The 26,226-nt window shown below is 73.5% G+C and carries 24 protein-coding genes; 13 read left to right on the top strand and 11 right to left on the bottom strand.

The features are described from left to right. Positions 1-84: 84 nt before the first annotated feature. A complete protein-coding gene (locus tag ITJ55_RS09000; protein ID WP_194595074.1) occupies positions 85-1,653 on the bottom strand; it encodes a cryptochrome/photolyase family protein in 1,569 nt (522 codons plus the stop codon). A 115-nt stretch (positions 1,654-1,768) separates the two neighbouring features. Between ITJ55_RS09000 and ITJ55_RS08995 the strand changes: the two genes are divergently transcribed. Beyond that, positions 1,769-2,251 carry an Asp23/Gls24 family envelope stress response protein gene (locus ITJ55_RS08995; protein ID WP_194595073.1) on the top strand — a complete coding sequence of 161 codons (483 nt, stop codon included), beginning with the start codon at positions 1,769-1,771 and terminating at the stop codon, positions 2,249-2,251. Positions 2,252-2,411: 160 nt separating this feature from the next. Next, positions 2,412-2,540 carry a hypothetical protein gene (locus ITJ55_RS16280; RefSeq protein WP_255354548.1) on the top strand — a complete coding sequence of 43 codons (129 nt, stop codon included), beginning with the start codon at positions 2,412-2,414 and terminating at the stop codon, positions 2,538-2,540. A gap of 281 nt (positions 2,541-2,821) precedes the next feature. On the opposite strand, the gene ITJ55_RS08990 is transcribed toward ITJ55_RS16280, so the two are convergent. Next, entirely contained in the window at positions 2,822-4,117 is a 1,296-nt protein-coding gene (locus ITJ55_RS08990) for an MFS transporter (RefSeq protein ID WP_194595072.1), read from the bottom strand. Positions 4,118-4,334: 217 nt separating this feature from the next. Continuing rightward, a complete protein-coding gene (locus ITJ55_RS08985; RefSeq protein ID WP_194595071.1) occupies positions 4,335-5,009 on the bottom strand; it encodes a DUF805 domain-containing protein in 675 nt (224 codons plus the stop codon). Positions 5,010-5,237: 228 nt separating this feature from the next. Between ITJ55_RS08985 and ITJ55_RS08980 the strand changes: the two genes are divergently transcribed. From ITJ55_RS08980 to ITJ55_RS08940, 9 genes are all read left to right on the top strand, one after another. Beyond that, positions 5,238-5,627: a DUF2256 and DUF3253 domain-containing protein gene (locus tag ITJ55_RS08980; protein WP_194595070.1), complete on the top strand. Its 390-nt coding sequence runs from the start codon at positions 5,238-5,240 to the stop codon at positions 5,625-5,627. After that, the gene (locus ITJ55_RS08975; protein WP_370544093.1) at positions 5,624-7,081 is read left to right on the top strand and encodes an MFS transporter; all 1,458 of its coding nucleotides are present in this window, start codon (positions 5,624-5,626) and stop codon (positions 7,079-7,081) included. The genes ITJ55_RS08980 and ITJ55_RS08975 overlap by 4 nt, the downstream gene beginning before the upstream one ends. Before the next feature lie 314 nt (positions 7,082-7,395). Continuing rightward, positions 7,396-7,689, top strand: a complete 294-nt coding sequence (locus tag ITJ55_RS08970) for a WXG100 family type VII secretion target (protein WP_056259510.1) — start codon at positions 7,396-7,398, stop codon at positions 7,687-7,689. Positions 7,690-7,802: 113 nt separating this feature from the next. After that, entirely contained in the window at positions 7,803-8,093 is a 291-nt protein-coding gene (locus tag ITJ55_RS08965) for a hypothetical protein (RefSeq protein WP_056259512.1), read from the top strand. Beyond that, positions 8,093-9,586 carry a hypothetical protein gene (locus ITJ55_RS08960; protein ID WP_194595069.1) on the top strand — a complete coding sequence of 498 codons (1,494 nt, stop codon included), beginning with the start codon at positions 8,093-8,095 and terminating at the stop codon, positions 9,584-9,586. Before ITJ55_RS08965 ends, ITJ55_RS08960 begins: the two co-directional genes overlap by 1 nt. 38 nt (positions 9,587-9,624) lie before the next feature. Beyond that, positions 9,625-10,212 carry a hypothetical protein gene (locus tag ITJ55_RS08955; RefSeq protein WP_194595068.1) on the top strand — a complete coding sequence of 196 codons (588 nt, stop codon included), beginning with the start codon at positions 9,625-9,627 and terminating at the stop codon, positions 10,210-10,212. Further along, entirely contained in the window at positions 10,209-10,880 is a 672-nt protein-coding gene (locus ITJ55_RS08950) for a hypothetical protein (protein ID WP_194595067.1), read from the top strand. The genes ITJ55_RS08955 and ITJ55_RS08950 overlap by 4 nt, the downstream gene beginning before the upstream one ends. After that, positions 10,877-11,881 carry a hypothetical protein gene (locus tag ITJ55_RS08945; protein WP_194595066.1) on the top strand — a complete coding sequence of 335 codons (1,005 nt, stop codon included), beginning with the start codon at positions 10,877-10,879 and terminating at the stop codon, positions 11,879-11,881. Before ITJ55_RS08950 ends, ITJ55_RS08945 begins: the two co-directional genes overlap by 4 nt. Beyond that, complete coding sequence (locus tag ITJ55_RS08940; RefSeq protein WP_194595065.1) at positions 11,878-16,248, top strand: FtsK/SpoIIIE domain-containing protein; 4,371 nt, start codon at positions 11,878-11,880, stop codon at positions 16,246-16,248. Before ITJ55_RS08945 ends, ITJ55_RS08940 begins: the two co-directional genes overlap by 4 nt. Positions 16,249-16,294: 46 nt before the next feature. On the opposite strand, the gene ITJ55_RS08935 is transcribed toward ITJ55_RS08940, so the two are convergent. Together ITJ55_RS08935 and ITJ55_RS08930 are read right to left on the bottom strand one after the other, a co-directional pair. Then, entirely contained in the window at positions 16,295-16,798 is a 504-nt protein-coding gene (locus ITJ55_RS08935) for a hypothetical protein (RefSeq protein ID WP_194595064.1), read from the bottom strand. A gap of 331 nt (positions 16,799-17,129) precedes the next feature. Next, positions 17,130-17,648 (bottom strand): DinB family protein, encoded by a 519-nt coding sequence (locus ITJ55_RS08930; RefSeq protein ID WP_194595063.1) that lies wholly within the window; start codon positions 17,646-17,648, stop codon positions 17,130-17,132. Positions 17,649-17,949: 301 nt separating this feature from the next. Between ITJ55_RS08930 and ITJ55_RS08925 the strand changes: the two genes are divergently transcribed. Next, positions 17,950-19,092, top strand: coding sequence for a DUF6234 family protein (locus ITJ55_RS08925; RefSeq protein WP_194595062.1), 1,143 nt, complete (start codon positions 17,950-17,952; stop codon positions 19,090-19,092). A 102-nt stretch (positions 19,093-19,194) separates the two neighbouring features. Here the strand turns inward: ITJ55_RS08925 and ITJ55_RS08920 are convergent, their stop codons facing one another. Next, positions 19,195-19,962 (bottom strand): NTP transferase domain-containing protein, encoded by a 768-nt coding sequence (locus tag ITJ55_RS08920; RefSeq protein WP_194595061.1) that lies wholly within the window; start codon positions 19,960-19,962, stop codon positions 19,195-19,197. Between the two features lie 129 nt (positions 19,963-20,091). Here ITJ55_RS08920 and ITJ55_RS08915 point away from each other — a divergent pair, with 129 nt between their 5' ends. Beyond that, positions 20,092-21,066, top strand: coding sequence for an XdhC family protein (locus ITJ55_RS08915; RefSeq protein WP_194595060.1), 975 nt, complete (start codon positions 20,092-20,094; stop codon positions 21,064-21,066). 62 nt (positions 21,067-21,128) lie between these two features. On the opposite strand, the gene ITJ55_RS08910 is transcribed toward ITJ55_RS08915, so the two are convergent. The 5 genes from ITJ55_RS08910 to ITJ55_RS08890 all read right to left on the bottom strand — a co-directional run bounded on the left by ITJ55_RS08910 (position 21,129) and on the right by ITJ55_RS08890 (position 26,202). Then, positions 21,129-23,261 carry a xanthine dehydrogenase family protein molybdopterin-binding subunit gene (locus tag ITJ55_RS08910; protein ID WP_194595059.1) on the bottom strand — a complete coding sequence of 711 codons (2,133 nt, stop codon included), beginning with the start codon at positions 23,259-23,261 and terminating at the stop codon, positions 21,129-21,131. Next, positions 23,258-24,391 carry a xanthine dehydrogenase family protein subunit M gene (locus ITJ55_RS08905; RefSeq protein WP_194595058.1) on the bottom strand — a complete coding sequence of 378 codons (1,134 nt, stop codon included), beginning with the start codon at positions 24,389-24,391 and terminating at the stop codon, positions 23,258-23,260. Before ITJ55_RS08905 ends, ITJ55_RS08910 begins: the two co-directional genes overlap by 4 nt. Continuing rightward, entirely contained in the window at positions 24,388-25,008 is a 621-nt protein-coding gene (locus ITJ55_RS08900; protein WP_194595057.1) for a 2Fe-2S iron-sulfur cluster-binding protein, read from the bottom strand. Before ITJ55_RS08900 ends, ITJ55_RS08905 begins: the two co-directional genes overlap by 4 nt. Positions 25,009-25,274: 266 nt before the next feature. Beyond that, positions 25,275-25,526 carry a hypothetical protein gene (locus ITJ55_RS08895; RefSeq protein ID WP_194595664.1) on the bottom strand — a complete coding sequence of 84 codons (252 nt, stop codon included), beginning with the start codon at positions 25,524-25,526 and terminating at the stop codon, positions 25,275-25,277. 139 nt (positions 25,527-25,665) lie between these two features. Next, positions 25,666-26,202, bottom strand: a complete 537-nt coding sequence (locus tag ITJ55_RS08890) for an XRE family transcriptional regulator (protein ID WP_194595056.1) — start codon at positions 26,200-26,202, stop codon at positions 25,666-25,668. Positions 26,203-26,226: the final 24 nt, after the last annotated feature.

Here is a 26,226-nt window from a genome sequence, read left to right as displayed (position 1 = left end):
CGGGGCTCCCTCGTGATCTGCGCCGGGCTCCCTGCGCCCGGTGCTCCCGTCACCCTAACGAGGGGTGCCTCCGAGGGTGCCGGGTCACCAGGTCGTGCGGGTGCGCTCCTGCTCGACGACGGCCTCGCGGTCGGCGAGCCCGCGCAGCCCGGCGAACTGCTGGCCCATGCGCGGGTTGCCCGACAGCACCGGCTCGACCCGGTCGAGGAACGCCCAGTACCCGGCGGTCACCGGGCAGGCGTCCTCGCCGAGCCGTTTCTTCGGGTCGAACCGGCACGAGCCGCAGTGGTCCGTCATGCGGTTGACGTACGCGCCGCCGGACGCGTAGGGCTTGGTCGCGACGATGCCTCCGTCGGCGTGCTGCGACATGCCCACGACGTTGGCGGGCATGACCCAGGGCGTGCCGTCGACGTACATGTCGACGAACCACTGGTTGAGGGCCGCCGGGTCGACCCCGCGCTGCAGGGCCCAGTTGCCGAGGATCATCAGCCGCTGGATGTGGTGGTTCCAGCCGTGGCGCCGCAACCCGTCGAGGGTGTCGCTGAGGCACTCGGCCTCGACCGCCTCGGCGTCGAGCCCGGCGAACACCTCGGGCAGGGGCTGCGTCGCGCCGAGGTGGTTGCTCGTCGTCGCGAAGTCCTCGCCGAGGTGCCAGTACAGGTGCCAGACCCAGTCCCGCCAGCCGACGATCTGCCGGGTGAACCCCTCGACGCTGCGCAGGGGCGCGTCACCCGCCTGGTACGACGCGATCGCGGCCTCGACGACCTCGCGCGGGTCGAGCAGCCCGAGGTTCATCGGTGCGCTGAGCAGCGAGTGCGCCATCGTCCAGTCGCCCGACAGCGTCGCGTCCTCGAACGGGCCGAAGTCGGGCAGCCGCACCTCGACGAAGTCCGCCAGCGCGGCGGTCGCCTCGGCCCGGGTGGCGGCGAACCGACGGGGTGCGTCGTCGCCGACGAGCGTGACGACGCCCTCGCGCTCCCACCGGTCGAGGTCGGCGCGCACCTCGGCGTCGATGTCGTCCTCGTCGGGCCACTCCTGGGGCGGCAGGCCGAGTGTCGCCGCCCCCTTCGGCGGCTTCTCGCGGTTGTCGTGGTCGTAGTTCCACTGGCCGCCGACGGGCTGGGGGCCCTCCATCAGCAGGCCGGTGCGCTGGCGGACGGCTCGGTACCAGTCCTCCATCAGGAGGCGCGGTGCCGGTCGACCGCCGGACGCGCCGGTCGGTCGACCCGCGCCTCCTCGACGGGCGTCGTCGGCGTCCGCCGCCGCGCCTCCGGACCGGCCGGCGCCGCGGCCGCCCTGTCGCCCGGCGGCCCACTCGGCGAACTCGGCCTCGCTCGAGACGAAGCCGCGGCTGGGCAGCACCTCGGCTCCGACGGTCCGAACGAGGCGACGGGCCCGGTACGAGGTCGGGTCGACCACCTGCAGGTCGTCGCGCCCCTCGAGCGCCTCGGAGTAGTGGTCGACCTGACGGAACTCGACCCGGTCGCCGAGCTCGGCCGCCCGGTGCCGGATCGCCGAGAGGATCAGCTGCAGCTTGGCCCGGTGCAGCGTGCGGCCCTGCCACGACGACCGGCTCTCGATCAAGAGCATCGGGTCGCCGTCGTCGAAGTGCGGGCCGAGCTGGTCGAGGAAGATCCACCGGGTGCGCTGCATGCCCCGACAGTAGGCGCGGCCACTCAGCGGGTTGTCAGCAACTTCACCGTGACGTTCGGGTCGCGCACGGCGTCTCATTGACGCACCGTCCACCCCAGTCGAAAGAGGACCCGAGATGTCGAACACCGCCATGACCACCTCCGCCACCAGCACCGGATCGCGCGTCGACAGCACCTCGCGGTTCGACGGCACCTCGACCGTGTCGTCCGTCGCCGCGGGCACGACGCAGATCGCCGACGGAGTCGTCGCCAAGGTCGCGGGCATCGCCGCCCGCCAGGTGCCCGGCGTCCACTCGATCGGCGGCGGGGCGTCGCGTGCCGTCGGCGCGCTGCGCAGCGCGGTCGGCCAGCAGGACCACGGCCAGGGCGTCAAGGTCGAGGTCGGCGAGACCCAGGCGGCGGCCGACCTCAGCATCGTCGTCGACTACCCGATGTCGGTGCAGCAGGTCGCGAACGACGTCCGTCAGGCGGTCAGCGACGCCATCACCCAGCTCGTCGGACTCGAGGTCGTCGAGATCAACATCGAGGTCAGCGACATCTTCATCGCCGGTCAGGACGACGACTCGGACGACGAGGGCGACTCGCAGCGCGTCCGATAGGCAGCGCTGTCAGCGGGCAGAGAGTTCAGTACACAGAGTTCAATGAGACCTGCGGCGGTCGCCCCGACGCGATCGTCACCCGCAGCACCGCGGGCCGCACCCCACCGAGCCGACAGGCTCGACCGCACGACCCGTGCACCATCGCCCCAGGAGGCACCCCATGGCATCACTGCTCCGACGCTTCGCCCCGCTGATCGCGACGTTCGTCTTCAAGAAGATCATGAACAAGCGCCGTGGTGGCGGCAACGGCCAGGCCGGCGGCTACCAGCAGCCCGGCCGTCGCCGCTGACCCGGCGCCCGCACCGCACCGCCCCGGACGCAGGAGGCGCGACTCACGCGAGTCGCGCCTCCTGCGTTCGTGCGTCCCGGCCGGGCCACCCCCTGCAGCGGCGGTCAGCGATTTGCCTAGGCGGGGGTTGAGCGCCGCTTGGCGGGGTGAGGCGACCGGATGGCACGACCCCGAGGACGCCACAGCGTCAGCCACCCCCTGCAGCGGCGATCAGCGACTTGCCTAGGCAAGGGTTGAGCGCCGCTTGGCGGGGTGAGCGCCGCACGACCGGGCCGACCGGGTCAGGCGGCCGGGCGGGCCGATCGGCGGGCGAGCAGGCGGTCGCTCGCGAGCACCGCGACCAGCACGACCGCGGCCACGACGATGTAGAGCACGGGCAGCGAGTCGAGCCCGGCTCCGTCGAGCACGAGGGCGCCGATCAGGGCTCCTCCGCCGATGCCGGCGTTAAAGCCCGTCGTGTAGAAGGCACTCGCGAGGTCGCGCATGCGCTCGGGCGCCACCTGCAGCATGCGGGTCTGGAACAGCGGCGGCAGGGCTCCGAACGTCACGCCCCACAGCACGAAGGCCACGAGCGACGGCACGAGCATCCCCTCGAACAGCAGCATGCCCGTCACGGCGAGGCCGACCACGGCCACCCCGATCGGGATGCTCACCCGCGGCCTGGCCCCGAGGAACCAGCCGACCATGCCGAGCCCGACGGCCCCGGCGACGCCGAAGGCGAAGAGCCAGCCGGCGAGACCCCGCTCGGGCACCCCGGTCGAGCGCACGAGGTACGGCGTGATGTACGTGAAGAACGAGTAGTGGCCGATCATGAACACCGCCGTGATCACGCAGCTCAGCACGACGCCGAGCACGCTCGGCTTCGGCAGCCTGCGACGGCGGACGGCCGCACCCGCAGGAGGCGCGGTGTCGTCGAACAGCGTCGGCACCGCGTCGGTCACCGGCTCGGAGGTCGACTCGTGCGCCGTGCCCCGCCCCACCGGCGGCAGGAACTTGTAGACGAAGACGGCCCCGAGCGCCATCAGCCCGGCGAGGATGCCGAACGCCTCACGCCAGCCGAGTGCCTGGCCGAGGGCGGTGCCGAGCGGGACGCCCAGCACGAACGCGAGGGTTCCGCCGCTCATGGCGACGGCGAGCGCGCGGCCGACCTGGTCTCGCGGCACGAGGTGCCCGGCGTAGGCGCCGCCGATGGCCCAGAACATGCCGTGGGCGAGACCGCCGAGCACGCGACTGGCGAGGACCAACTCGTAGGTCGGGGCGATCGCGGTGAGCCCGGCGCTGATCGCGAGGACGACGATCAGGCCGACCACGATCAGGTGGCGGGGCAGGCGACGGGTGAGGTGGGTGAGGCCGGTGCTGGTCAGCACGACCGTGAAGGCGAAGACGCTGACGAGCAGGCCGATGCTCGACTCGGTGACGCCGAGGTCGGCGCTCATCTCGGGCAGCAGGCCGGTCGGCAGCATCTCGCCCGAGATCGAGAGGAACGTGGCGACGGCGATGGCGATCAGGCCGGCCCACGGGAAGCGGGCGGACGGGGTGGACGAGGGCGCCGTGGGGCGCGGGGGTGCGAGTGTCATGGAACCTGGGGTGGTCGGCGGGCGCCGTTCTCTCGACCCGATGGCGGCCACGGGCCGACCGGTCGCCTCGACCCGAGGGTCGAGCAGGCCTGTCGGCGGCACGGCCCTCGCGACTCGTGTCGTTCGTGACCGTGGGTGGCTCGGGGAGGATGGTGATCCCGACTGCGCGCTGTCGTGCACGCCCGGGGCCGGGAATGCCGCCCGACCGAGGTCGAGTCTAGCCGCTGTCGCCCGGCCTGGCCAGGGGCGGGTCGGTCGACTGCGGAGCAGCGAGGTCGAGTTCGCGGTCACGGAAGCGGGCACTCGGCGGTCGGGTCTCGCGGACGAGCATCAGCACGACGACGATCTGGAGGAACGGGAGCAGCACGCCGAGCCAGAACCAGCCCCACCCCCACGCGCCGGCGGCGTGCAGGCGACGGATCGTCAGCGTGGCCATGGGGACGACGGTCATGAGGCACCAGAGGGCCCAGACGATGCCGACCCAGGTCGTCCCCCCGGGGGCACCGCCGGCCGGTCCGACGGGGCCGATCGAGAACTGTCCGAGCTGGACGAAGGCCCCGCGGGCCGCAGCCGTGTCGAGGGCACCCGTCGAGCCGCCGAACGTGACGACCTGCCAGTACGCGAAGAGCGACGAGCCGTAGGCGCCGACCGACCACGACACCTCGCCCGCCCCTCGCACGAGCGACCCGACGCCGAGGTTCCACGCCAGCCCCAACGCGGTCTGGAACAGCCAGATCCACCAGAACTCGGCGCGTCCGGCCCGGGCGTGCACGACGTACGCGTTGCCCACGAACCGCCGTAGTGCCTGCATCGGCGTGGCCCCGGGCAGTGGCATCCGGTCGACCTCGAACCACGAAGCACTCGTCGTGCCTGCTGCCGCGCCCCTCGTCATCCGCACGACGGTACGCCGACCGTGCCCGCGCCTCCATCCCCCACGCGGACGAGATGTCCCCTGACGCCGCAGCGCACCGCGTTTCGTGCACGGCACCGCGACCAGTCGGGGTGCCGTGCACGAAACGCGGTGCCGCACGGTCAGGAGGCGCGGGTCCGGTCCGCAGCGGAGGGAACGACGGGCGCGTCCCCGGGAACGCTCACCGCGCCTCCCGCGTTGACTGTCAGCATGAGCGCCGCGACACCCGACCCCAAGACCTGCCGATCGTGCGGACGCACGATCGAGTGGCGCAAGAAGTGGGCGTCGAACTGGGACGAGGTCGCGTACTGCAGCGACGCCTGCCGCAAGCGCAAGGTGACGGCGCAGGACCGCGCCCTCGAGCAGCGCATCCGCGACCTGCTGGCGGCCCGGGCCGCCACGTCGAGCATCTGCCCGTCCGACGTCGCCCGGTCGCTGCACCCCGACGACGAGGACGCGTGGCGCGACCTGATGGAGCCCGTGCGACGCGCGGCCCGTCGCCTGGTCGCCGCGGGCGAGGTCGACATCACGCAGGGCGGGTCGGTGGTCGACCCGTCGACGGCGAAGGGTCCGATCCGCATCCGCCGGCACCGGTCGTGACCGACGCGGTCCCCAGCCGACGAGAGGGCGCGCGGGCCGCACGCGTCGCCCGCACCTCGCACGACGCCCGTCCGTTCGGGCCACGGTTCGTCGTGCCGCTGCTGTTCGGCCCGCTGCTGAACCCGATCAACACCACGATGATCGCGGTCGCCCTGGCCCCGATCTCGACCGACCTCGGCATCGGCGCCGACCAGGCGATCTGGCTCGTGGCCGCGCTCTACCTGGCCAGTGCGATCGGTCAGCCGACGATGGGCAAGCTCGCCGACCGGGTCGGGCCGAAGAAGGTGTTCGTCAGCGGCATGGTCGTCGTGATGCTCGCCGGCGTGCTGCCCGAGGTGCTGCCGTCGTTCGGCGGAGCCGTCGCCGCGCGGGTGCTGATCGGCGTCGGCACCTCGGCCGCCTACCCCGCCGCGATGACGGCCATCCGCAACCAGTCGGACCGTCTGGGCGTCGCGACCCCGCCGCTCGTGCTGGGTGGCCTGTCGATCTCGTCGCTCGCGTCGGCCGCGGCCGGGCCGGCCCTCGCCGGGGCCCTGATCGGCCTGTTCGGCTGGCACTCGATCTTCTTGGTCAACGTGCCGCTCGCCGGCGTCGGGCTCGTGCTCTCGCTGCTCTGGATGCCGAGCGACTCGCTGCGCCCGGCCCATGGCTCCACCGCCACCCGGCTCTCGTTCGCCCGCGCCGTCGACCTGCCGGGGCTCGCCCTCTTCGCCGTCACCATCGCCGCGCTGCTCGTGTTCTTGCTCGACCTGCGTCAGGGCTGGTGGTGGCTGCTCGGGGTCGCCGTCGCCGCACTGGCCGGCCTCGTCGCCTGGGAGCTCCGAGCCGTCGCCCCCTTCGTCGACGTGCGCGTGCTCGCGGCGAACGGACCCCTGACCCGCACCTACCTCCGGCTCTTCCTGGTCTACGGCATCGCCTACACGGTCACCTACGGCTTCTCGCAGTGGGTGCAGCGGGTCGGCGACATCGGCAGCGCGCAGGCCGGGCTGATCCAGCTGCCGGGTGCGATCGTCGCGGGGGTCGCGTCCTTCGTCTTCGCGCGGCGGTCGGCCGTGCGGCTGCCCTTGATCGTGGCGGCGACCGTCCCGATCGCAGGAGGCGCGCTGCTGCTGGCCACCGCCTCCGGGTCGCCCGTCTGGTTGCTGGTGCTCGTGCCGGCCCTGTTCGGCCTGCCGCAGGGCCTCGCCTCGGTCTCGAACCAGGCCGCGCTCTACCGGCAGGTGCCGTCGTCGATGATCGGCACGGCCGCAGGCCTCTCGCGCACCGCGATCTACGTCGGCGCCATCGGGGCGTCGAGCCTGATCGGCGGCGTGTACGGCGACGCACCGACCACGACCGGGCTGCACACGCTGGCCGCGGTCGTGATCGGTCTCGCGGTCGTGGCGACGGCGCTGACGGTGTTCGACCGGTCGCTGCGGGCCCCTGCGCGGGCCTCCGCACCCTCTCGCGGCTGACCTCGTCACCCGGTCGACACACCGGGGATTCGCAAACCGGACAACTCCGTTCGGTCTCGGAGGGGTGAATACCCGGCGACCGCTTTCGGGCCGCATTTCTTCACCGAGCGCAAGAAAAGAGCCGATGAACGATCGCATTCGCTTCGTCGACCACCGCGCATACTCCGGAGTATCGGGCCGCCGGAGCGGGTTAAGGCACCGATCCACCCCCCGACCAGGGGTCAGGAGGACACCTCGTCCCGTTACCTTTGCCCTCGTTCGCCGCCGGTGAACACCGTCGACACCGACGACACCCCAGTTCGAAGGAGCACCGAATGCCCAACCTGAACGTGACCTACGGCGACATGCGCGATGCCGCGACCCGTCTGAACAACGGCGAGCAGGACATCGAGTCGAAGCTGCGCGAGCTCAAGACCCTGGTCGACAGCCTGATCAGCGGCGGCTACGTGACCGACCAGTCGTCCGTGGCGTTCGGGTCGTCTTACCAGGAGTTCAACGACGGCGCGACCAAGACGATCCAGGGGCTCGAAGGCATGAGCCAGTACCTGAACAGCGCCGCCGAGGCGCTGGAGCAGACCGACTCCGAGCTGGCCAAGGCCCTCAAGTAGCCGGACGCGGTCCCGCCTCCCGACCCGGGAGGCGGGACCGCCCGTCCGCCACCGCCCGGTGGCACCACTCGGCACGACATCGACACGACATCGTCGGGAACGGACTCGGAGACATGGCAGACCTGATCGTCGACGGCGAGGCGTTGAAGACCTCGATCGACGCCCTCGCGCGGGTGCGGGACGAGCTCGACCACCAGGCGTCGGGCAAGGACGAGAACAAGGACATCTTCGGGCAGGCCACGGTGAACAAGGCCATGCACGACTTCAGCGGCAACTGGAAGATCCACCGCGGCAAGATCAAGGACAACGTGTCGAAGCTGCACGACAAGCTGCAGCAGATGCACGACGAGTGGGACAAGGCGGATGCCAGCATCGCCGACGGCCTGAAGACGGAGACCGTCTGATGCCCGAACGTCCTGGCGAGTGGAACCTGCTGAACCGTCACCGCGACCCGGTCGTGGCCGACGTCGAGCAGATCGAGCAGCTCACCGTCTACTACCGCGACATGGCGAAGGACATCGAGGACCAGGCCACCGTGCTGCGCCGCATCGGCGAGGGCGACGAGTCGCAGTTCAAGGGCGAGAGCGCCGACCGGGTCCGCGAGAAGAGCAAGCAGGTCGGCGAACAGCTGACCAAGATGAGCGGCCGGTACACGGCCGTGCGCGACGCCCTGACGGAGTACCTGCCCGCCCTGCAGGTCGCACTGGCCGAGTCGGCCGCCGCCCTGGCCGACGCCACGGCGGCGAACGGCGCGATGGCCGCGGCCACCGGCATGTCCGACCCGCGGGTCGGTCGCCCGTCGGACGCGCCGCCGCTGACGACCGAGGAGGAGGCGGCGGGCCGGGCGAAGGACGGCGCGCTCTCGGACGCCAAGGGGTCGAGCACCGCGGCCGTGGCCCGCCTCGAGAACGCCCTCACCGAACTCGACGCCCGCGGTCGGCGCGCCTCGGAGACCATCAGGGGGGCGTGGAACGACGGTCTCAAGGACTCGTGGCAGGACCGCGTGAAGGAGAACTTCCGGAAGTTCTTGAAGATCCTGGTCAAGATCTTGACCTGGATCGGCGTCGCGTTGGCCCTGCTCGCGTTCTTCATCCCCGGGCTGGGCCTGGCCGCGCTGGCCGGGGCGATCGTCACCGGGTTGGCCTTCGCGGCGACCGCGGCCCAGGCGGCCCTGGGTGACGCGTCGTTCATCGACGTCATCATCGCGGGGGTCGGCGTGCTGCTGCTCGGTGTCGGAGCCCTGCTGACGAAGCTGGTGAACGTCCGCAAGATCGCGATGGCCTCGAACCACATGAGCAACCGGATCGCCGTGGGCCAGCGTCTGACGCAGGAGACCGCTGACATCACCAGGAGGATGAACAAGGTGGCGGCGGCGGCGCGCAATCCCCGGATCATGCCGAGCGATCGAGCGGCCCTCCGGGCTCGCACCGCCCGGTTCCAGAGCAAGCTGGACGACATGGCCCTCTCGCGGGCGAACATGGACAAGGCCTACAACGACATGCGGACGACGGTCGGAAAGCTCGACCCCAACTGGTGGAACCTGAAACGCGTGGGCGAGACGGCCCGGAACGACGTCAAGGGCTTCAAGGAGCAGTGGGTCCCGAGCCACCCCGGGTACACGAACTACCGTCGGGACAAGCTGCTGGGCGTCGACAACGTCAACGGCTACAAGGCGTACCAGGACGCACTCCGGCAGGCGGGCATCGCGACGCGTGACCTCAGCCCGGCGATCCGTCACATCAACGGTGGCCGTACCGTCTACGGCTGGGCCGGCATGGCTTTCGCGCTGGGCGCCAATCCCACGGGGCTCGGGACCGACATCGCACGGTGGGATGCGTGGGAGAACGTCAAGAAGGACTTCCCGGGTGGGAACGCACGGGAAGAGGCGCCCCTGTGACGAGGCCGGCTGCGCGGACGGAGGGTGAGCCGGTCATCGTGGCCGAGATCACGGCCGGGCTGCCGGACTGGTTGCTGGTGCCGACGAGATCCGCCGACGACGGCTTCGACGAGCCCGGTTGGCGTGGCGTCACCGTCGAGTTGTTCGACGAGCTGGCGCGGGCCGACCTCGAGGACGGCGTCGCGCCTCCTGCCCTCGACGTCGAGGCCACCCTGACCGACCTGCTCGACATGGCCGACTCGCTCGACGACTCGTCGCGACTCGTCGCCGGACTCGGCCTGCCGGGTCGCTGGCCGCTGCCGGTGATCGTGTCGGCGGCCGACACCGAGGACGACGTGGACCTGCTCGAACTGGGCCTGGCCCGCGGCGGTCACCCCGCCGAGGCACCCACCGTCGAGGACCTGCCCGACGGTGACGGCCCCGGCATCGTCGTCAGCCGCGCCGACGTCACCGACGACCGCGAGGTCTGGGCGACCGTGACGTGCGTCCGCCGACGCGACGGCCTGGACGTCGTGGCCCTCTGGCGGACGAACGACCTCGGGCTCGTGGTGCCGTTCCGCGAACAGGTCGTCCGGTTGATGCCCCTGATCCGGGTCGGCCCGTGGACCGACGGGAGCGACGCATGACCGTCGACCTGACCGCCTCGTTCGTGATGACCCTGCCCCCGGGCTGGGTGCGCCTGCCGGCTCGTCCCGAGGCGGCCGACCACCTCGCCCACGAGCTCGACGCGATCGTCGCCGCCGCCCTGCCCGACGACCTGCCACGCGACAGCGCCGAGCCGCTGCGACGGCAGTTCCGCCGCCAGCTGGCCCGGACGGTCGGCGAGGCGGGCGAGGCGGGCGCGACCGCCGTCTACCTGCCCGGCCGACCGGTCGACGGCTACACGCTGCCCGCGTCGCTGACCGAGGCCGAGGTCGACGACGAGTCCGACGCGGAGCCCGTCGAGGTGATCGCCCGCCTGCTGGTCGACGCCGGCCAGCTCGACGGCGGCCTGCGCGACGTCGACGGCGCAGCCGCCGCGCGCACCGAGGACGTGCTGACGAACGACGAGCCCGAGGGCTCGTGGGAGCGCGTCTGGACGCGCCGCGTGGTCTACACGATCTCGGTGCCGCACCGCCCGGGCCGCTGGCTCGTGCTGAACTTCTCGGCCGTCTACGGCGACGAACCGAGCGAACGGCTCGCCGCGGCCCTCGTGCAGCTGTTCGACGCCCTCGTGACGACCTTCCGTTGGATCGACGTGCCCGGCGCCGAGCCCGGCGACCTCGAGACGCGGCTGGCCGAGGTCGACGCGTGACGGCACTCGCCCTGTCGCCGTCGGCCCTGTCGCCGTCGGCCCTGTCGCCGTCAGCACTGTCGCCGTTCGTGCACCCGTTCGGCAACCTCGCGCTGACGATCGCCGTGCTGCTCGTCGTGGTCACGCTGGCGTTCACCGTGCCCCTGGTGGTCGGAGCCCGCAAGGAGCGCAGCACCGTCGCCGTCGACTGGGCCGACCAGGTGCGCGCCGACCCCGCGAGCACCTGGACCGTCGACCGCGTCCTGCGGGCGCTGATCGGTTCGTGCGAACGCGAGCGCGTGGTGTTCCCCGGCATGGTGCGCCTCGTCGTCGGGCTCGACCGGGTCGACGTCGACCTCGTCTCGCCGACCGTCGCACCCCCGGCTCCCTGGTCGACCACGGTCGACGGCCGCACCTGGTCCGCCTCGCTCGCCGCCCTCCACGCCGACGGGGTAGCCGGTGACCGGTCCGGCCACTTCGCGACGACCGTCGCCCTCGGCTCGTCGTCCGACGGCCGCACGCACGTCGAACTCGCCCACGCCCACGGCCCGGTCACCGTGTCGGGCGACCGCGCGGCCGTGCTGGCCGTCGCCCGTCGCATCACCGACCAGCTGGCGACGTCGCCCTGGTCGTCGGCCACCGCCCTCGCCACCGTCGGGCTGACCCACGACGAGGTCGCGCTCGGTGCCGTCCTCTCGCTCGACGACGCCGTGGCCCGGGTCGTCGAGAACGCCCGACCGGGCGTCCTGCTGCTGGCGGACGTGCCCGGCCGCGACGCGTGGGCCGCCCTGCGCGCCGCCCTCGAACGCCCCGACTCGCTCTGGGGCGTCGTGGTGCTGACCTCGTCGACCGAGGCGCGCTGGTCGTTCACCGCGCGGCGCGACGGCCTGCTCGAGGCCGGACCGTTCGGCGAGCTGCGCTGGGTCGACGTCGCCCTGTCCGCGACGGCCCGGCCCGCGACCACGCCGGACGCCGACGCCGCGGCGACCGCCACCACCCCCACCGCGGTGAGCACCCGGTGAGGGTCGTCGTCACCGTGGTCGACGACCTCGTCGGCCGCTCGGGCGACGTGCTCGTGGACGCGCCGGGCGACACCCCGATGGAGCGCATCTTCGAGGCCCTCGGCCGCGAGTGGGGTGCGGTCCCCCGCGAGGCCGTCGACGTCGACCACGGCGTGACCTTCGCGACGAGCGGCCTGCTCGACGGGACGGTGCTGCACCTCGGCTCGACGCCCCCGACGGCCCGACCCACCGGCATCGTCGAACTGCGGACGGTGGGCGGACGGGACAGCGGGCGCCTCGAGCCCCTGACGGTCGGCACCACCCGGCTCGCCGTCGGGCCCGACGGTTCGCTCGGCCTCGAGTCGACGTCGGGCGAGGCCGTCGTCGAGTTCGAGGTGGGCTTCGACGCCTCGGTGCGCCTCCGTCGCCTCACCGGAGGCGCGGTGCCGCTGGTCCTGCTCGAGGGCGCCGACCTCGGCCCGGAGTGGACGGCGTGGACCCACGGCGAGATCCTCCGGGTGGCCGACTCGATGCTCGCCGCCCGCCCCGTCACGGTCTCCGACGTCGTGCTGTTGCGCCCCCCGGACTCCGGCTGGCTCGATTTCAACCGGCCGCCGCGGCTGCTGCCCCCTCCGGTCGTCGACCGCTACACGATCCCGAAGGAGCCCGTGCCCCCGCAGCGCTCGCCCCTGCCGTGGATCATGGCCGCGGTGCCCGCCGTGTTCGGCGTCACGATGGCGATCCTGTTCCGCCAGCCCTTCTACCTGATGTTCGCCTTCATGTCGCCGATCATGATGATCGGCACGACCGTGACCTCGCGGCGCCAGGGCAAGAAGAGCCACGCCCGCATGCTCGCCGACCACCGCGACCTCGTCCGGCGCATCGAGGAGCGCGTCGACCAGGCCGTGGTCGCCGAACGCGACCGGCGCCGCCACGACGCGGGGGACGCCGCCGAGCTGCGGACGGCGGCTCGCGTGCCGACCCGGCGGCTCTGGGAACGCCGATCGACCGACGCCGACCACCTGACCGTGCGCGTGGGCGTCGCCGACCTGCCCGCCACCGTCGAGATCCAGGACGATCGCGACCTCGTCTCGCGCAGCGTCGTGACCGGCACGACCGAACGGGTCCCGGTCACCGTCTCGCTCGCCGCGGCCGGCGTGGTGGGCGTGGCCGGCACGGGAGCCTGGCCCCGCGAGATGGGCCGCTGGATGCTGGGTCAGCTCGCCGTGACCCAGAGCCCGCTCGACGTCCGCCTGGTCGTCCTGACCTCGACGTCCGCGGTCGACGACTGGTCGTGGGTGAACTGGCTGCCCCACGTCCGCCCCGACGGCGACGACGCCCTCTCGCTCGTCGGAGCGGACTCCGAGTCGATCGGGCGACGCCTCGCCGAGCTCTCGCAGCTCGTGGCGGAACGCCAGGCCACCCTGGCCACCCGGCAGTCCCGCGCCGTGAGGTTCACGCCCGAGTACGTCGTCGTGCTCGACGGAGCCCGCCGCCTCCGGGCGATGCCCGGCGTCGTGGGCCTGCTCCGCGAGGGGCCGGCCTGCGGGGTGCGGGTCGTCTGCCTCGACGCCGAAGAATGGCAGTTGCCCGAGGAGTGCGCGGCCACCGTGCTGCAGCGGTCCGACGCCGAACTCGTCCTGCGCCGCCAGCACACCCTCGACGTCGACCACGTGCTGACCGACCTGGTCGTGCCCGGGTGGTACGACGACGTCGCCCGCGACGTCTCGCCCGTCCGCGACATCAGCTCGACGGCCACCGAGGGCCTGGTGCCCGACTCCGCGGCGCTGCTCGAGGTGCTCGACCTCGCCCGACCGACCGGCGAGCAGCTCGCCGACCGATGGAGCTCGTCCGGCGCCTCGACCACCGCGGTCGTCGGCGTCTCGATCGACGGCCCGTTCTCGCTCGACCTCGTCAAGGACGGCCCGCACGGCCTCGTGGCCGGCACGACCGGCTCGGGCAAGTCGGAGTTCCTGCAGTCGCTCGTGGCCTCGCTCGCCGTCGCCAACCGGCCCGACGCGATGACCTTCGTCCTGGTCGACTACAAGGGCGGTGCGGCGTTCGCCGCCTGCGCCGAGCTGCCCCACACCGTCGGTCTCGTGACCGACCTCGACAGCCACCTCGTCGAGCGGGCGCTCCGGTCGTTGCGCGCCGAGCTGACCCGGCGGGAGCACGTCCTGGCCGCCGTCGGCGCGAAGGACGTCGAGGACTACGGCGACCACCTCGCGACCGGGGGTGCCGGTGAACGGCTGCCGCGCCTCCTCATCGTCATCGACGAGTTCGCGGCGCTCGCCAAGGAGCTGCCCGACTTCGTGACCGGGCTCGTCGGCATCGCCCAGCGCGGACGCTCCCTCGGCGTGCACCTCATCCTCGCCACGCAGCGGCCCTCGGGGGTCATCAGCCCCGAGATCCGCGCGAACACCAACCTGCGCGTGGCCCTGCGCATGACCGACACGGGCGAGAGCTCGGACGTCATCGACATCCCCGACGCGGCCCGCATCGCCAAGAGCGTGCCCGGGCGTGCCTACGCCCGTCTCGGCCACGCCTCGGTCGTGCCGTTCCAGTCCGCCCGCGTCGGCGGCCGGAGCGCCACCGAGGTCGGCGGCGCCGTGGTCGAGCCCTTCGTCCGACGGCTGGGCTGGCGCGACTTCGCCCTGACCGTGCCCACCCGGCCGGTCACCGGCACGGCCGCCGCCGACACCGACCTCGCCGTGCTCGTCGAGGCCCTGCGCGACGCGAACGACCTGCTGGCCGTGCCGTCGCAGCGTAGCCCGTGGCTCGACCCGCTGGCCGAGCGTGTGCCGCTGACGACCGTGGACCCGGAGGCGCGGGCCGGCTCGACGGCCCCGCTCGCCTTCGCCTGGGGCACCGAGGACCTGCCCGACCGCCAGTTGCAGCGCGACGCCGTCGTCGACCTTGACCGCCTCGGCCACCTGTACGTCGTCGGCGCCCCCGGCTCGGGGCGGTCGCAGGCCCTCCGGAGCATCGCCGCCGCCGCGGTGTCGGCCGTCTCGAGCGACGACCTGCACCTGTACGGCGTCGACTGCGGCAACGGCGCCCTGTCGGCCCTGGCGGCGTTCCCGCACTGCGGTGCCGTGACCCAGCGCACCCAGATCGAGCGGTCGACGCGGTTGATCGACCGACTCGTGGCCGAGATGGGCCGCCGGCACGACGTCATCGCCGAGGCGGGCGTCGCGAACGTCACCGAGCAGCGGGCGACCGCCCCTGCGGGCGCGCGGCTCTCGCACGTGCTGCTGATGATCGACCGGTGGGAGAACTTCGTCGGGACGCTCGGCGAGGTGGACGGCGGCCGGCTGACCGACTCGGTGCAGGCGCTGCTGCGCGACGGGGCCGGGGCCGGCATCCACGTCGTGATCGCCGGCGACCGGTCGCTGCTCACCAGCCGGATGGCCGTGCTGACCGACGACAAGGTCGTCCTTCGGTTGACCGATCGTCTCGACTACAGCCTTGCGGGCATCAACCACAAGGAGCTGCCCGGCGAGATCGCCCCCGGCCGGGGCTTCCGCTCGGGCAGCGGGGTCGAGCTGCAGGTCGGCGTGCTCGGCGACGACGTCAGCGGTCAGGGCCAGGCGACGGCGCTGCGCCAACTGGCCGCCCGGCTCGACGCCGCCGAGCCCGTCGCCACGCGTCGCGTGCGGCCGTTGCGCGTGGACGGACTGCCGACCGACCTCCGCCTCGACGACGCCCTCGAGCTGGCCGGGGCCGACGCCGCCCGACCGCTCTGGGCCCTGATCGGCGTGGGCGGTGACGAGATGACCGCCCAGGGCATCGACCTCGAGGCCGACGCGCCGACCTTCGTGGTGGCCGGCCCCTCGCGGAGCGGACGCAGCACGATGCTCGTGACGATGGCCGAGTCGCTGTTGCGCGCGGGCACCGAGCTCGTGATCGCCGCCCCGCGCCCGTCGCCCCTCCGCCTGTTCGCGGGGCGCGACGGCGTCCGAGCGGTGCTGACAGGGGTCGACCTGACCGAGGCCGAGCTGCGCCCGCTGCTCGACCCCGACGGCCGCCCCGTCGCGTTCGTGGTCGACGACGGCGAGCTGCTGATCGACGCCCCTGCGAAGCAGTGGCTGAGGTCGTACGTGCAGTCCGCGGCCGACCACCGCCGGGCCCTGCTGCTCGGCGGCAACACGACCGGGCTCTGCGCCGGGTTCTCGGGCTGGCAGGTCGACGCCAAGAAGAACCGGCGGGGCGCCCTGCTCAGCCCGCAGAACACGATCGACGGCGACCTGATCGGCGTGCGCGTCACCCGCTCGATGGTGTCGACGCGCGTCGTGCCCGGCCGGGCCACGGTGCACCTGGGGTCGGGCGAGGCGGCGACGGTGCAGGTGCCGACCGCCGCCCCGGTGGCGGCCCCGGCGGGAGCCTGAGGCCGGGTCGCGGCGGTGCGACAGCGGCGGCGGGTACGGGTCGACCTCAGTCGGACGGGCGGTGGGCGCCGGGCGAGGGGTGCTCGCCCCCGGGCGGCCTGAAGCGGGTGCCCGAGAGCGGTGCGTAGGCGTACCAGCCGCCGCCAGGGTTGCGGGCGGCGACATCGCGTGCCTCGGCCTCCGCCTGTGCGGCGCGGTCGTGCAGGGCTCGCGCGGCACGCGAGTTCGTCGGGGGTTCGGACGACCGGTGGATCGTGCGGCCCCCGACGACGAGGTGCACCTCGACTCCGTCGCCGAGTTCGCCCGCCAGGCGCTCGGCCAGGGCGGCGCCCGTCCGGGCGAAGGCTCGCTCGTCGGCAGGATCGTGCACGCGGACGTCAGGGTCGAGCCGCGTCCGGTGGAAGGCCTCCCACGCCCGCAGATCGGCCTCGAGCCCGGGCGACAGGCACGCGTCGACGTAGTCGAGGGCGCCGCCGGACCACAGCACCGTGCCCGCGAAGTCGGGGAAGACACGCACGATCAGCCGGCCGTCTGCGGAACGTTCGGTCATGGCGCGAGCCTAGCCGCGCCTCCTCGGTGTGCCGGTCCGGATGTCGAACCGTCGACCGGACGTCGGACCCTGCACGTCGGCGGTGTGACGCGGGCGGCGCGACGCGGCGGCTGCCGCGCCGCCAGCGGCGGGACGGGGCCGCGGGCCCGGAGGCAGCGGCGGACGTCGCGCTGGTGGTGCACGCAGCTGCCGCCCCGTCAGCGGGTCGGGTCGGACGGCGTCGCACCGCCGAATGGACGTCGCACCGCCTCATTCGACGGTGCGACGTCCACTCGGCGGTGCGACAGGGGCGGTCGGTGGGGGTCGAGCCTCCACGCCGGGGGGCCCGCGGTCAGCGGCGGACGTCGTGCAGGTGGTGCACGGGGTCGTGCACGAAGTAGCGGGCGAGGGAGTCGACCGTGAAGGCCGAGCCGTCGCTGCGGAGGCCCACCCGGTCGAGCTGGTCGTCGTTCACGGCCTCGAACGCGTCGGCCACGACGGCGGCCGCCGCCACGATCTCGTCGGCCACGACCATGGGGTGCTGGGCGGCGTAGTCGTCGTCGAGCGCCGTGGCGTCCTGGTCCCAGTTCGCGAAGGTCGGGGCGTCCTCGACGAGCATCAGCCGGAGGCGCGTGTCGAAGACGCGGAAGACGTCGCGCACGTGCGCCCCGTACTCGAGGGGCGACCAGGTGGCGTCGTCGGGCCGGGTGCCGGCGTCGGGCCGCGCGAGCTCGGCGGGCCAGGCGGCGGCGTTCTCGCGGACGAGGCGCGGCACGTCGCGGAAGGCGACCCGGGCGGGGTCGAAGCCGCAATCGGGGCAGGGGCGGTCGAGCACCCAGGTCCAGTTCTTCGTGTCGGGCGTGATCGGCATGGGATCGACGCTAGGGCGCGCGGCCCGGCACCCGCCATCGAGATCCTGCCGACGTCGGTGCCCCCGGCGCCAACCGGCGACCACGCGATGAACCCGGTTTCGATCCGTGCACCCGGTAGCAAGCGGCTGCACGGTTCGAAACCGGGTTCAAGGGCGGGGAGGGGCAGGACGGGGCGGGGGGACGGAGCGGGACCGGGCGGTGAGGAGCTCGCGGGACGGCGGCGCGTGCTCCGGCCGTCTCGCGGCCGAGATCCGTCGGCGGGATGACGTCGCCCCGGCGACCCCCCGCTACCGTCGACCCATGACGAACACTCAGCTCAGGGATCGGCTGGCGGGGGCGGCGGCGAGCCTGCGCCGGCGGGTCGACCGCCGCGAGGTGGCCTGGATGATCGGCACCGCGGCGGCCCTGATCGTCGCCGGACGACTGCTCTTCACGGTGACTGCCTCGGCGGGGCGCGTCGTCGCCTCGCTGACGGAGCTGCCCGAGGCGCTCAGCCGGACCGAGCTCGTGCCGTTCGTCGTCTGGGCCGTCCTCGCCGTGCTGGTCGCCTGGCGGTGGTCGGACGCCACCCCGGCACGCCGCGCCTGGCTCTACGTGGCCGCGGCGGCCGTGGCCCGGGCCGGCGTCGAGCTCACCGTCGGGTCGGGCGTCACGCAGGGCATCCGGGCCGGCATCTCGCTCTACACGCTGCCCACCCTGGTCTTCGTCAGCCTGCCGTTCGTCGCCACCGTCGGCCTGGCGGCGTTCGTCGTCGTCGCGGCACGGTCGGGCCGTGGCAGCCGCGGCAGCCGCGGCACATCGGCGGGCGAGACGGCCCGCCCGGCCGGGAGCACACCCGACGACGCACCCGTCGGGCCCGTACCCGGGGAATCCGCACCCGGGGCGTCCGCACCCGGGGCGTCCGCACCGGCCGGACTCGCACCCGCGACGCCCGCACCCGCCGCACCCGGGGCGTCCGCACCCGGGGCGTCCGCACCCGCCGCACCCGCCGCGCCCGCGTCGCCCGCACCCGCCCCGCCCGCACCCGCCGCGCCCGCACCCGCCGACCGGCCACCCCGGCACCTCGTCCACCGCGTCGCCGTGATCGTCGAGGCCCTCGCCCTCGCGGCGGGCGTCCTGCTGATGCTCTCGCTGGCCGGGCAGTGGTTCTCGGCCGAGTTCAGCCTCTTCGGCAGCCCCGTGACCGTCAGCGACGAGGCCGCGGCCGGCTGGCTGAGGACCCTCGTCGCGTGCCTCGCCTGCTTGGTCGTCTCACTCTTCGCCGCGATCACCGCCGGTCATCGTGGTGCCGTCGTCGCGACCGTCGTCGTCGCCGGGCTGGTCGTGATCGGTGCGGTCGGCGCACCCGTCCCCGGCGACCGGTGGGAGTCCCCCACACCGCGCCAGGAACCCCTGCCCGCGAACTACACCCCGTGCTACAGCGGCAGCGGGAAGTGCAACTGACCCTCCCCCGAGCCGTCGGGATCGATCGAGTTGTCGATCGTCGCGGGTGTCCACCCGGCGATCCGCGACGATCGGCAACTCGACACCACGGACCGGGTCGAATCAGGCCGGGGCGTCGACGTCGCGGCCGTCCCAGAGGTCGGAGCAGTCGACCGGCTCGGCGGCGTGCGCCGTCAGGTAGGGGCCGGCCCCGCGGTCTCCGGCGAGGGACGCCGTGAGGTCCGCCCAATGGGACCGACCCACCACGACGGGGTGACCCGGGCGTCCGCCGAACACCGACCGCCGCAGCGCAGTCGGGCCGAGCGGGAGGTCGGCGGCCGCGGGCGACAGCAACCGCGCGACGGCGGCCGACGGCAGACCCGGGTAGTCGACCAGCGTGACCAGGGCGACCCGCGCCTCCTCGGGGTCGGACGCGGCGAGCGCCGTCAGCCCGGCGGCGAGCGAGGCGGCGAGGCCGTCGGCCCAGTCGTCCGCGACGACGACCGACACGCGCGCCGGGGCGCCCGACCCGGGGAGGCGCGGGTCGGCTCCCGAGGCACCCGTCACCTCGGTCGACGCCGGCGTCTCGACGGGCAGGAGGCGCGGGTCGGCGGCCAGCAGCGCGCGCGCCTCGACCTCGCCCGCCCCCAGCACGACGACGACGTGGTCGCAGCCCCCGTCGAGCAGGGTCGCCACCGCGCGGGTCAGCCAGGGCCCGTGCTCGTCGACCACGAGCGCCTTGGGTCGGCCCATGCGCGTCCCGGCACCGGCCGCGAGCAGCAGACCGACGGACGACGTGCCGCCGGACGACGTGCCGCCGGACAACGTGCCGACCGACGACGCCCCGACAGGCGACGTGCCGCCGGACGACGGGGCGGCGGTCTCGTCCATGGCTGCAGGCTAACCGGCTTGTCCAGCCGACGAACGCGTGACGAACGCGCGGCGGCGCCCCGTGCCCCGGGGCCGCCGCCGTGGCAGCATCGAGGTCTGGTGCCGCCCGACGCCGACCTGAGGAGCCCCGTGTTCGAGATCGCCGACCGCCTGCTGGCCCGACTCGACGCCGGCGAGCGCCTCGCCGTCGCGACGGCCGTGTCGGTGGTGGGCAGCGCTCCGCGCACGGTCGGCACCTCGATGGCCGTGACGACCGACGGCACCGTGATCGGCAGCATCTCGGGTGGCTGCGTCGAGGGAGCGGTGTACGAGAGCTGCACGCAGGTGCTCGACGACGGCGTGGCCCAGCTCGAGACCTTCGGGTTCAGCGACGAGACGGCGTTCGAGGTCGGCCTCAGCTGCGGCGGACGCATCGAGGTGCTCGCCCGGCTCGTCACTCCCGACGACGCCGTGACGATCGCCGCTCTGCGCGACGCCGCCGCCGGACGCGCGGCCACCGCCCACGTGGTGCTCGGCCCGGTCCGGGCCGGAGAGGTCGTGCCGACCGTCGACGACTGCGACGGCCTGCGGGTCTTCAGCGAGCGCTCGGTGCCTCCGCCGCGCCTCCTCGTCTTCGGAGCCGTCGAGTTCGCCGTCGCCCTCTGCAACGCCGGCGCCGTGCTGGGCTACCGCGTCACCGTGTGCGACCCGCGACCCGTCTTCATGACCCCCGAGCGGTTCCCCTCGGCCGACGAGGTCGTCGTCGAGTGGCCGCCGAACTACCTCGCCCGCACCGAGGTCGACGAGCGCACCGTCATCGCCGTGCTCTCGCACGACGAACGCTTCGACGCCGACCTGGTCGCCGCTGCGCTGGCCTCACCGGCCGCGTACGTCGGAGCGATGGGCTCACGCGTCACCCACGACCGGCGGATGACCGCCCTGCGCGAGCGGTCGGTCGACGACGACGCGCTCGCCCACCTGCACTCGCCCATCGGGCTCGACCTCGGCGCGAGCACGCCCGAAGAGACCGCCGTGTCGATCCTGGCCGAGGTGCTCGCCGTGCGCTCGGGCGCCTCGCGGGCCCCGCTGCGCGACCGCGACGGCAGCATCCACCTGATCCGCTGACGCCGCCCACGGTCAGGAGGCGCGGTGCCCGCCGACACCGCGCCTCCTGCCCCGGGGGCCGGTCAGTACCGCGTCGGCAGCCCGGCGAGCAGCTTGTCGGGCTGGATCGGCAGGTCGCGCACCCGGATGCCGGTCGCGTGGGCCACGGCGTTCGCCACGGCCGCGGCGGCCCCGACGTTGCCGATCTCGCCGATGCCCTTGCCGCCCATCGGGGCGAGGTGAGGGTCCTGCTCGTCGAGCCACTCGACCTCGATCGACCCCACGTCGGCGTTGGACGCCACGTGGTAGGTCGCGAAGTCGTGGTTGCCGTAGTCGCCCTGGGTCGGGTCGAGCATGCCGTGCTCGTGCAACGCCATCGACAGGCCCATCGTCATGCCGCCGACGAACTGCGACCGGGCGGTGCGCGCGTTCATGATGCGACCGGCCGCGAAGACGCCGACCATGCGCGGCACGACGACCTCGCCCGAGTCGAGGTCGACGCGCGCCTCGACGAACTGAGCGCCGTACGCGAAGCGCGAGTGGTCGCTCATGGCCGCGATGTCCTCGGCGATGTCGACGACGACCTCGAGACCTTCGGGAGGCACGGGCTGGCCCTGCGCGAGCAGCTCGGTCACCTGCCTGCTCGCCTTGGTCACCGCCCAACCCCACGACGCCGTGCCCGACGACCCGCCGGCCACGCCTGCGGTCGGCAGCCGGCTGTCGGCGATGTGCAGGTCGACCAGGTCGAGCGGCACGCCCAGCTCGGACGCGGCGATCTGCGCCATGACGGTGCGGGCACCCTGGCCGATGTCGGTCGCGTTGACGCCCACCTCGAACCGTCCGCCCGGCAGTGCGGTGACGCGGGCACCCGCGGGCATGACGCTCGCGGGATACGTCGCGGCGGCGACGCCCGTGCCGACCAGCCAGCGTCCGACCCGGCGGACGCCCTGGCGGGGGTCGCGGCCGGCCCAGCCGAACAGTTCGGCCCCGCGCCGCAGGCAGTCGACCAGGTGCCGGCTGCTGAACGGCTGGCCGGTGTGCGGGTCGACCTCGGGCTCGTTGCGGACGCGCAGCTCGACCGGGTCGACGTCGAGCTTCGACGCCAGCTCGTCCATCGCGGACTCGACGGCGTAGATGCCGGGGGCCTCGCCGGGCGCGCGCATCCAACGCGGCGTCGGCACGTCGAGTCGGGCCAGGCGGTGCGTCATGAGGCGGCTCGGCGCGGCCCACAGGTGGCGGGTCGGCTCGGCGGTCTGCTCGGTGAACTCCTGCAGCGTGGACGAGTGCGAGTACGCCTCGTGCGACAGGGCCGAGAGGTGCCCCTCGGAGTCGGCGGCCAGTCGCACGCGCGAGATCGTCGGCGTGCGGTAGCCCGCGATGGCGAACATCATCTGTCGCGTGTAGGCCACCTTGACCGGGCGGCCCGTGAGCATCGCCCCGATCGAGGCGAGCACGACGACCGGACGGGCCGAGCCCTTCGAACCGAAGCCGCCGCCGACGTGCTCGGCCCGCACGCGCACGGCCGACGGGTCGAGCGAGAACAGCGTGGCGAGCGTCGTCGCGACGCCGCTGGTGCCCTGGTTCGAGTCGAGCACGTCGAGCTCGCCGTCGGCCCAGGTGGCGACCGTGGCGTGCGGCTCCATCGGGCTGTTGAACAGGGCCGCGGTCTCGTAGGTCTCGTCGATCGTGACGGCCGAGTCGGCCATCGCCGCGTCGACGTCGCCCTGCGAGGTGTCGGTCTCGAAGCCCGCGTTGACGGTCTCGGGAGCGTAGAGCGACGGGTGGTCCGTGCTCAGCACGACGTCCCCCCGGCCCTCGTCGTAGTCGAAGGCCAGGGCCGAGGCCGCCTCGCGCGCCGTGTCGAACGTGTCGGCGACGACGAGCGCGACGGGCTGACCGCGGTACGCGACGTCGGCCGACTGCAGCACGAGCAGCTCGCCGTCCTCGGCGTCCTCGAGGTGCGGGGCCTGCTCGTGCGTGATGACGTCCCGGACGCCGGGCATCGCCAGCACCTCGTCGCGGTTCGAACCGGTGATCGTGCCGGTCGTCACCGACGACTGGACGATCCAGCCGTAGAGCACGCCCTCCGGCGTGTGCTCGTAGCTGTAGCGGGCGGCACCGGTGACCTTGTCGCGACCCTCGAGCCGGGCGACGGGGGCGCCGAGACCGGTGGGGACGCTGGTGTCGACGGGGGTGACGACGTCGATGGTGGTCATGCGGGGTTCCCCTCGGTGTCGGTGGCGTCGGCGGTGCCGCTCGCCGGTTCGACGTCGGCGGCGACGTGCCGGTGCGCCCCGTTGGCTCCCGTCGGGCGGAACGGCGAGGGGTCGACGCCCTCGGCCGTGTCGTCGGCCTCGTGGTCGAGGCCGGCGAGCTCGCTCAGCACTCCCACGACGAGCCGGGTCAACAGCGCGACCTTGAACGCGTTCTGCTCGGTCGTCGTCGCGGCGGCCAGCTCGAGCTGCGCGGCGGCCGCGAACGAGGCGGGCGTCGCCGGCGAGCCGACCAGCGCCTCCTCGGCCTTGCGGGCACGCCACGGCACGGGCGACGCGGCTCCCAGGGCGATGCGGACGTCGGTCACGACTCCGGCCTCGTCGACCGAGAGGGCGGCGGCGACCGAGCCGAGGGCGAAGGCGTACGACCGGCGGTCGCGCGCCTTGCGGTAGGTCGAGTTCGTGGCGACCGGCAGCGCGGGCAACTCGACCGCGGTGATCAGGGCCCCGGACGGCAGGTTCGTGTCGCGGCTCGGGTCGTCGCCCGGCTCACGGAAGAACCCGTCGATCGGCAGGCGCTGCTCGCCGTCGACCGTCTCGAACACGACCACGGCGTCGAGGGCGGCCAGGGCGACCGCCATGTCGCCCGGGTGCGTGGCGATGCAGAGGTCGTTGACGCCGAGGATGCCGAGCTCTCGCGACAGCCCCGCGATCGCGCCGCAGCCCGTGCCGGGTTCGCGCTTGTTGCAGGGCTTCGTGGTGTCCATGAAGTAGGTGCAGCGGGTGCGCTGCAGCAAGTTGCCACCGGTCGTCGCCTGGTTGCGCAGCTGACCCGAGGCCGCGCTGACGAGGGCGCGCGTCAGGGCCGGGTAGCGGGTGCGGACGAGCGGATGCGCGGCGAGGTCGCTGTTGCGGACGCCCGCCCCGATGCGGAGGCCGCCGTCGGGCAGCTCGTCGACCCCGCCGAAGTCGAGGCGGCTCACGTCGACCAGCAGGTCGGGCCGCTCGACGCCGAGCTTCATCAGGTCGACCAGGTTCGTGCCGCCGCCCAGGGGCTTGGCGTTCGGGGTGCGGTCGAGGGTGGCGACGGCGGAGGCGACGTCGGTCGCGCGCTCGTACTCGAAGGTCTTCATCGGGTGGCTCCCTCGGTGGCGGCGTCGTGCGCGCAGGCCGCGTCGTGCACGGCGGGGACGATGTTCAGGTAGGCGCCGCAGCGACAGAGGTTGCCGCTCAGGCGTTCGCGGACCTCCTCGTCGTCGAGGTCGATCTCACCGTTGGTGATGTCGGTGGTGACGTGGCTGGGCATGCCGGCCCGCGCCTCCTCGAGCATGCCGACCGTCGAGCAGATCTGGCCCGGCGTGCAGTAGCCGCACTGGTAGGCGTCCCGGTCGAGGAACGCCTGCTGCACGGGGTGGAGCGCGCCGCCGTCCGCCAGGCCCTCGACCGTCGTGACGTCGCTGCCCTCGGCGCTGACGGCGAGGACGAGGCAGCTGTTGGTGCGCCGCCCGTCGACCAGCACCGTGCAGGCTCCGCACTGGCCGTGGTCGCAGCCCTTCTTGGAGCCGGTCAGGTCGAGTCGCTCGCGCAGGGCGTCGAGCAGCGACGTGCGGTTGTCGACGACGAGCGGGTGCGGGCTGCCGTTGACGTCGAGCGTGATCGACGTGGTCGGGACGCCGGGCGGGTTCGCCCCCGGGCCCGTGCTCGTCGACGTGATCGGTGGACTGGTTTCTGCGCTGACCTGGGACACCATGCGTGCACGGTATGCCCGGGGCCGGGTGGGCGCACGCGTGCTGTCCCGTTTGCGAAGTGCGTCCGCCGGGGCGTGCGACCCGCCGACGGTGGGCTCCGACGCGGGGTGGTGTGCACGCGCTGAGCCTGATCCGGTACGTACCGGATCGGCCTGGCGGAAGGCACCCCGCTGGGCGTGATCCGGTACGTACCGGATCGGCCTGGGCGAGAGGTGCCGAGGAGGCGCGGGGCGGCAGCGCCGGACGGCCCGCCGACCGGCACCCCGCCTCAGTCGGCCTTGCCCGGGCGGACCTTCGCGGTGTCGGCGACGTCGATGCGGGTGACGCCGTCGCCGCGGTCCTCGGTCGTGATGCGCGGGGCGGCGTCCGACTCGTCCGACTTCGGGGCACGGGTGAGCTGGTCGTGCCGCTTCTCGTCGTCGGTCATGCCCGTCGGGTCGTGGTCGACCACGTGCCCGGGGCTGGTGTCGCGGCCGTCGCCGTCGCCGTCGGGACCGTGGGCCTGCGTGTCGTCGCTCATGCGCTCGACCGTACCCGCGCCTCCTGCGGTCCCGGCGCGTCGAAGACGAGCCCGTCGGCGAGGTCGCCTCGTCGCCGATGAGCTTCGACGGCGGCCAGGGCCGCCGCGATGTCGTCCAGCCGTGCCCGATCGTGGCGGCTCACAGGGCGACCCCGTCGCGCGAGACCGCCTCGGCGACCTCGGGGGTCAGGCCGTCGCGGGGCACGACGTCGACCGGGACGCCGGCGATGTCGCTCGCCCGACGGGCGGCCGCGGCCAGCCCGAACAACCCGAGACCGTCGGGCAGGTCGACGACGACGTCGAGGTCGCTGTCGGCACGGTCGTCACCTCGGCTGACGCTGCCGAAGACCTGGGGAGAACCGAACCCCTCGTGCGCGAAGAACGATCGCAGTTCGGCACGGCGTGGTTGCACGGTGCGCCCCACGGGCCCGACGAACGGGACCCCGGACGCTGACGCGCGGGGACGCGACGGCGTGAGCGTGAGCGTGAGCGTCAGGTGAAGGCCCGTCGCCTCGAAGAGACGCTCGAGCACGGGCAACGACGGGGTCTTCGAGCCGCTCTCGTACCGCGAGACGGCGCTCTGCGGCAGCCCTGCCCTGCGCCCCACCTCGCCCTGCGTGAGCCGCGCGGCGACCCGCGCCTCGCGCAGACGCGAACCGACGTCTGTAGCAATCATGACCGAACTATATACGAGCGTGCA

It is taken from the genome of Frigoribacterium sp. VKM Ac-1396, from assembly GCF_015350895.1.
Lineage (GTDB): Bacteria > Actinomycetota > Actinomycetes > Actinomycetales > Microbacteriaceae > Frigoribacterium.
Note: the sequence above shows the minus strand (reverse complement) of the source record. Positions and strands in the feature narration are given on the sequence as shown.

What these genes read in the sequence shown, in the direction of transcription:
- ITJ55_RS08995 (WP_194595073.1), top strand. Translation starts at nt 1,769, where the DNA reads ATGTCGAACACCGCCATGACCACCTCCGCCACCAGCACCGGATCGCGC.
- ITJ55_RS08900 (WP_194595057.1), bottom strand. Translation starts at nt 25,008, where the DNA reads ATGGTGTCCCAGGTCAGCGCAGAAACCAGTCCACCGATCACGTCGACG.
- ITJ55_RS08925 (WP_194595062.1), top strand. Translation starts at nt 17,950, where the DNA reads ATGACGAACACTCAGCTCAGGGATCGGCTGGCGGGGGCGGCGGCGAGC.
- ITJ55_RS16280 (WP_255354548.1), top strand. Translation starts at nt 2,412, where the DNA reads ATGGCATCACTGCTCCGACGCTTCGCCCCGCTGATCGCGACGTTCGTC.
- ITJ55_RS08950 (WP_194595067.1), top strand. Translation starts at nt 10,209, where the DNA reads ATGACCGTCGACCTGACCGCCTCGTTCGTGATGACCCTGCCCCCGGGC.
- ITJ55_RS08890 (WP_194595056.1), bottom strand. Translation starts at nt 26,202, where the DNA reads ATGATTGCTACAGACGTCGGTTCGCGTCTGCGCGAGGCGCGGGTCGCC.
- ITJ55_RS08930 (WP_194595063.1), bottom strand. Translation starts at nt 17,648, where the DNA reads ATGCCGATCACGCCCGACACGAAGAACTGGACCTGGGTGCTCGACCGC.
- ITJ55_RS08905 (WP_194595058.1), bottom strand. Translation starts at nt 24,391, where the DNA reads ATGAAGACCTTCGAGTACGAGCGCGCGACCGACGTCGCCTCCGCCGTC.
- ITJ55_RS08990 (WP_194595072.1), bottom strand. Translation starts at nt 4,117, where the DNA reads ATGACACTCGCACCCCCGCGCCCCACGGCGCCCTCGTCCACCCCGTCC.
- ITJ55_RS08980 (WP_194595070.1), top strand. Translation starts at nt 5,238, where the DNA reads ATGAGCGCCGCGACACCCGACCCCAAGACCTGCCGATCGTGCGGACGC.
- ITJ55_RS08985 (WP_194595071.1), bottom strand. Translation starts at nt 5,009, where the DNA reads ATGACGAGGGGCGCGGCAGCAGGCACGACGAGTGCTTCGTGGTTCGAG.
- ITJ55_RS08960 (WP_194595069.1), top strand. Translation starts at nt 8,093, where the DNA reads ATGCCCGAACGTCCTGGCGAGTGGAACCTGCTGAACCGTCACCGCGAC.
- ITJ55_RS08910 (WP_194595059.1), bottom strand. Translation starts at nt 23,261, where the DNA reads ATGACCACCATCGACGTCGTCACCCCCGTCGACACCAGCGTCCCCACC.
- ITJ55_RS09000 (WP_194595074.1), bottom strand. Translation starts at nt 1,653, where the DNA reads ATGCAGCGCACCCGGTGGATCTTCCTCGACCAGCTCGGCCCGCACTTC.
- ITJ55_RS08895 (WP_194595664.1), bottom strand. Translation starts at nt 25,526, where the DNA reads ATGAGCGACGACACGCAGGCCCACGGTCCCGACGGCGACGGCGACGGC.
- ITJ55_RS08970 (WP_056259510.1), top strand. Translation starts at nt 7,396, where the DNA reads ATGCCCAACCTGAACGTGACCTACGGCGACATGCGCGATGCCGCGACC.
- ITJ55_RS08935 (WP_194595064.1), bottom strand. Translation starts at nt 16,798, where the DNA reads ATGACCGAACGTTCCGCAGACGGCCGGCTGATCGTGCGTGTCTTCCCC.
- ITJ55_RS08965 (WP_056259512.1), top strand. Translation starts at nt 7,803, where the DNA reads ATGGCAGACCTGATCGTCGACGGCGAGGCGTTGAAGACCTCGATCGAC.
- ITJ55_RS08920 (WP_194595061.1), bottom strand. Translation starts at nt 19,962, where the DNA reads ATGGACGAGACCGCCGCCCCGTCGTCCGGCGGCACGTCGCCTGTCGGG.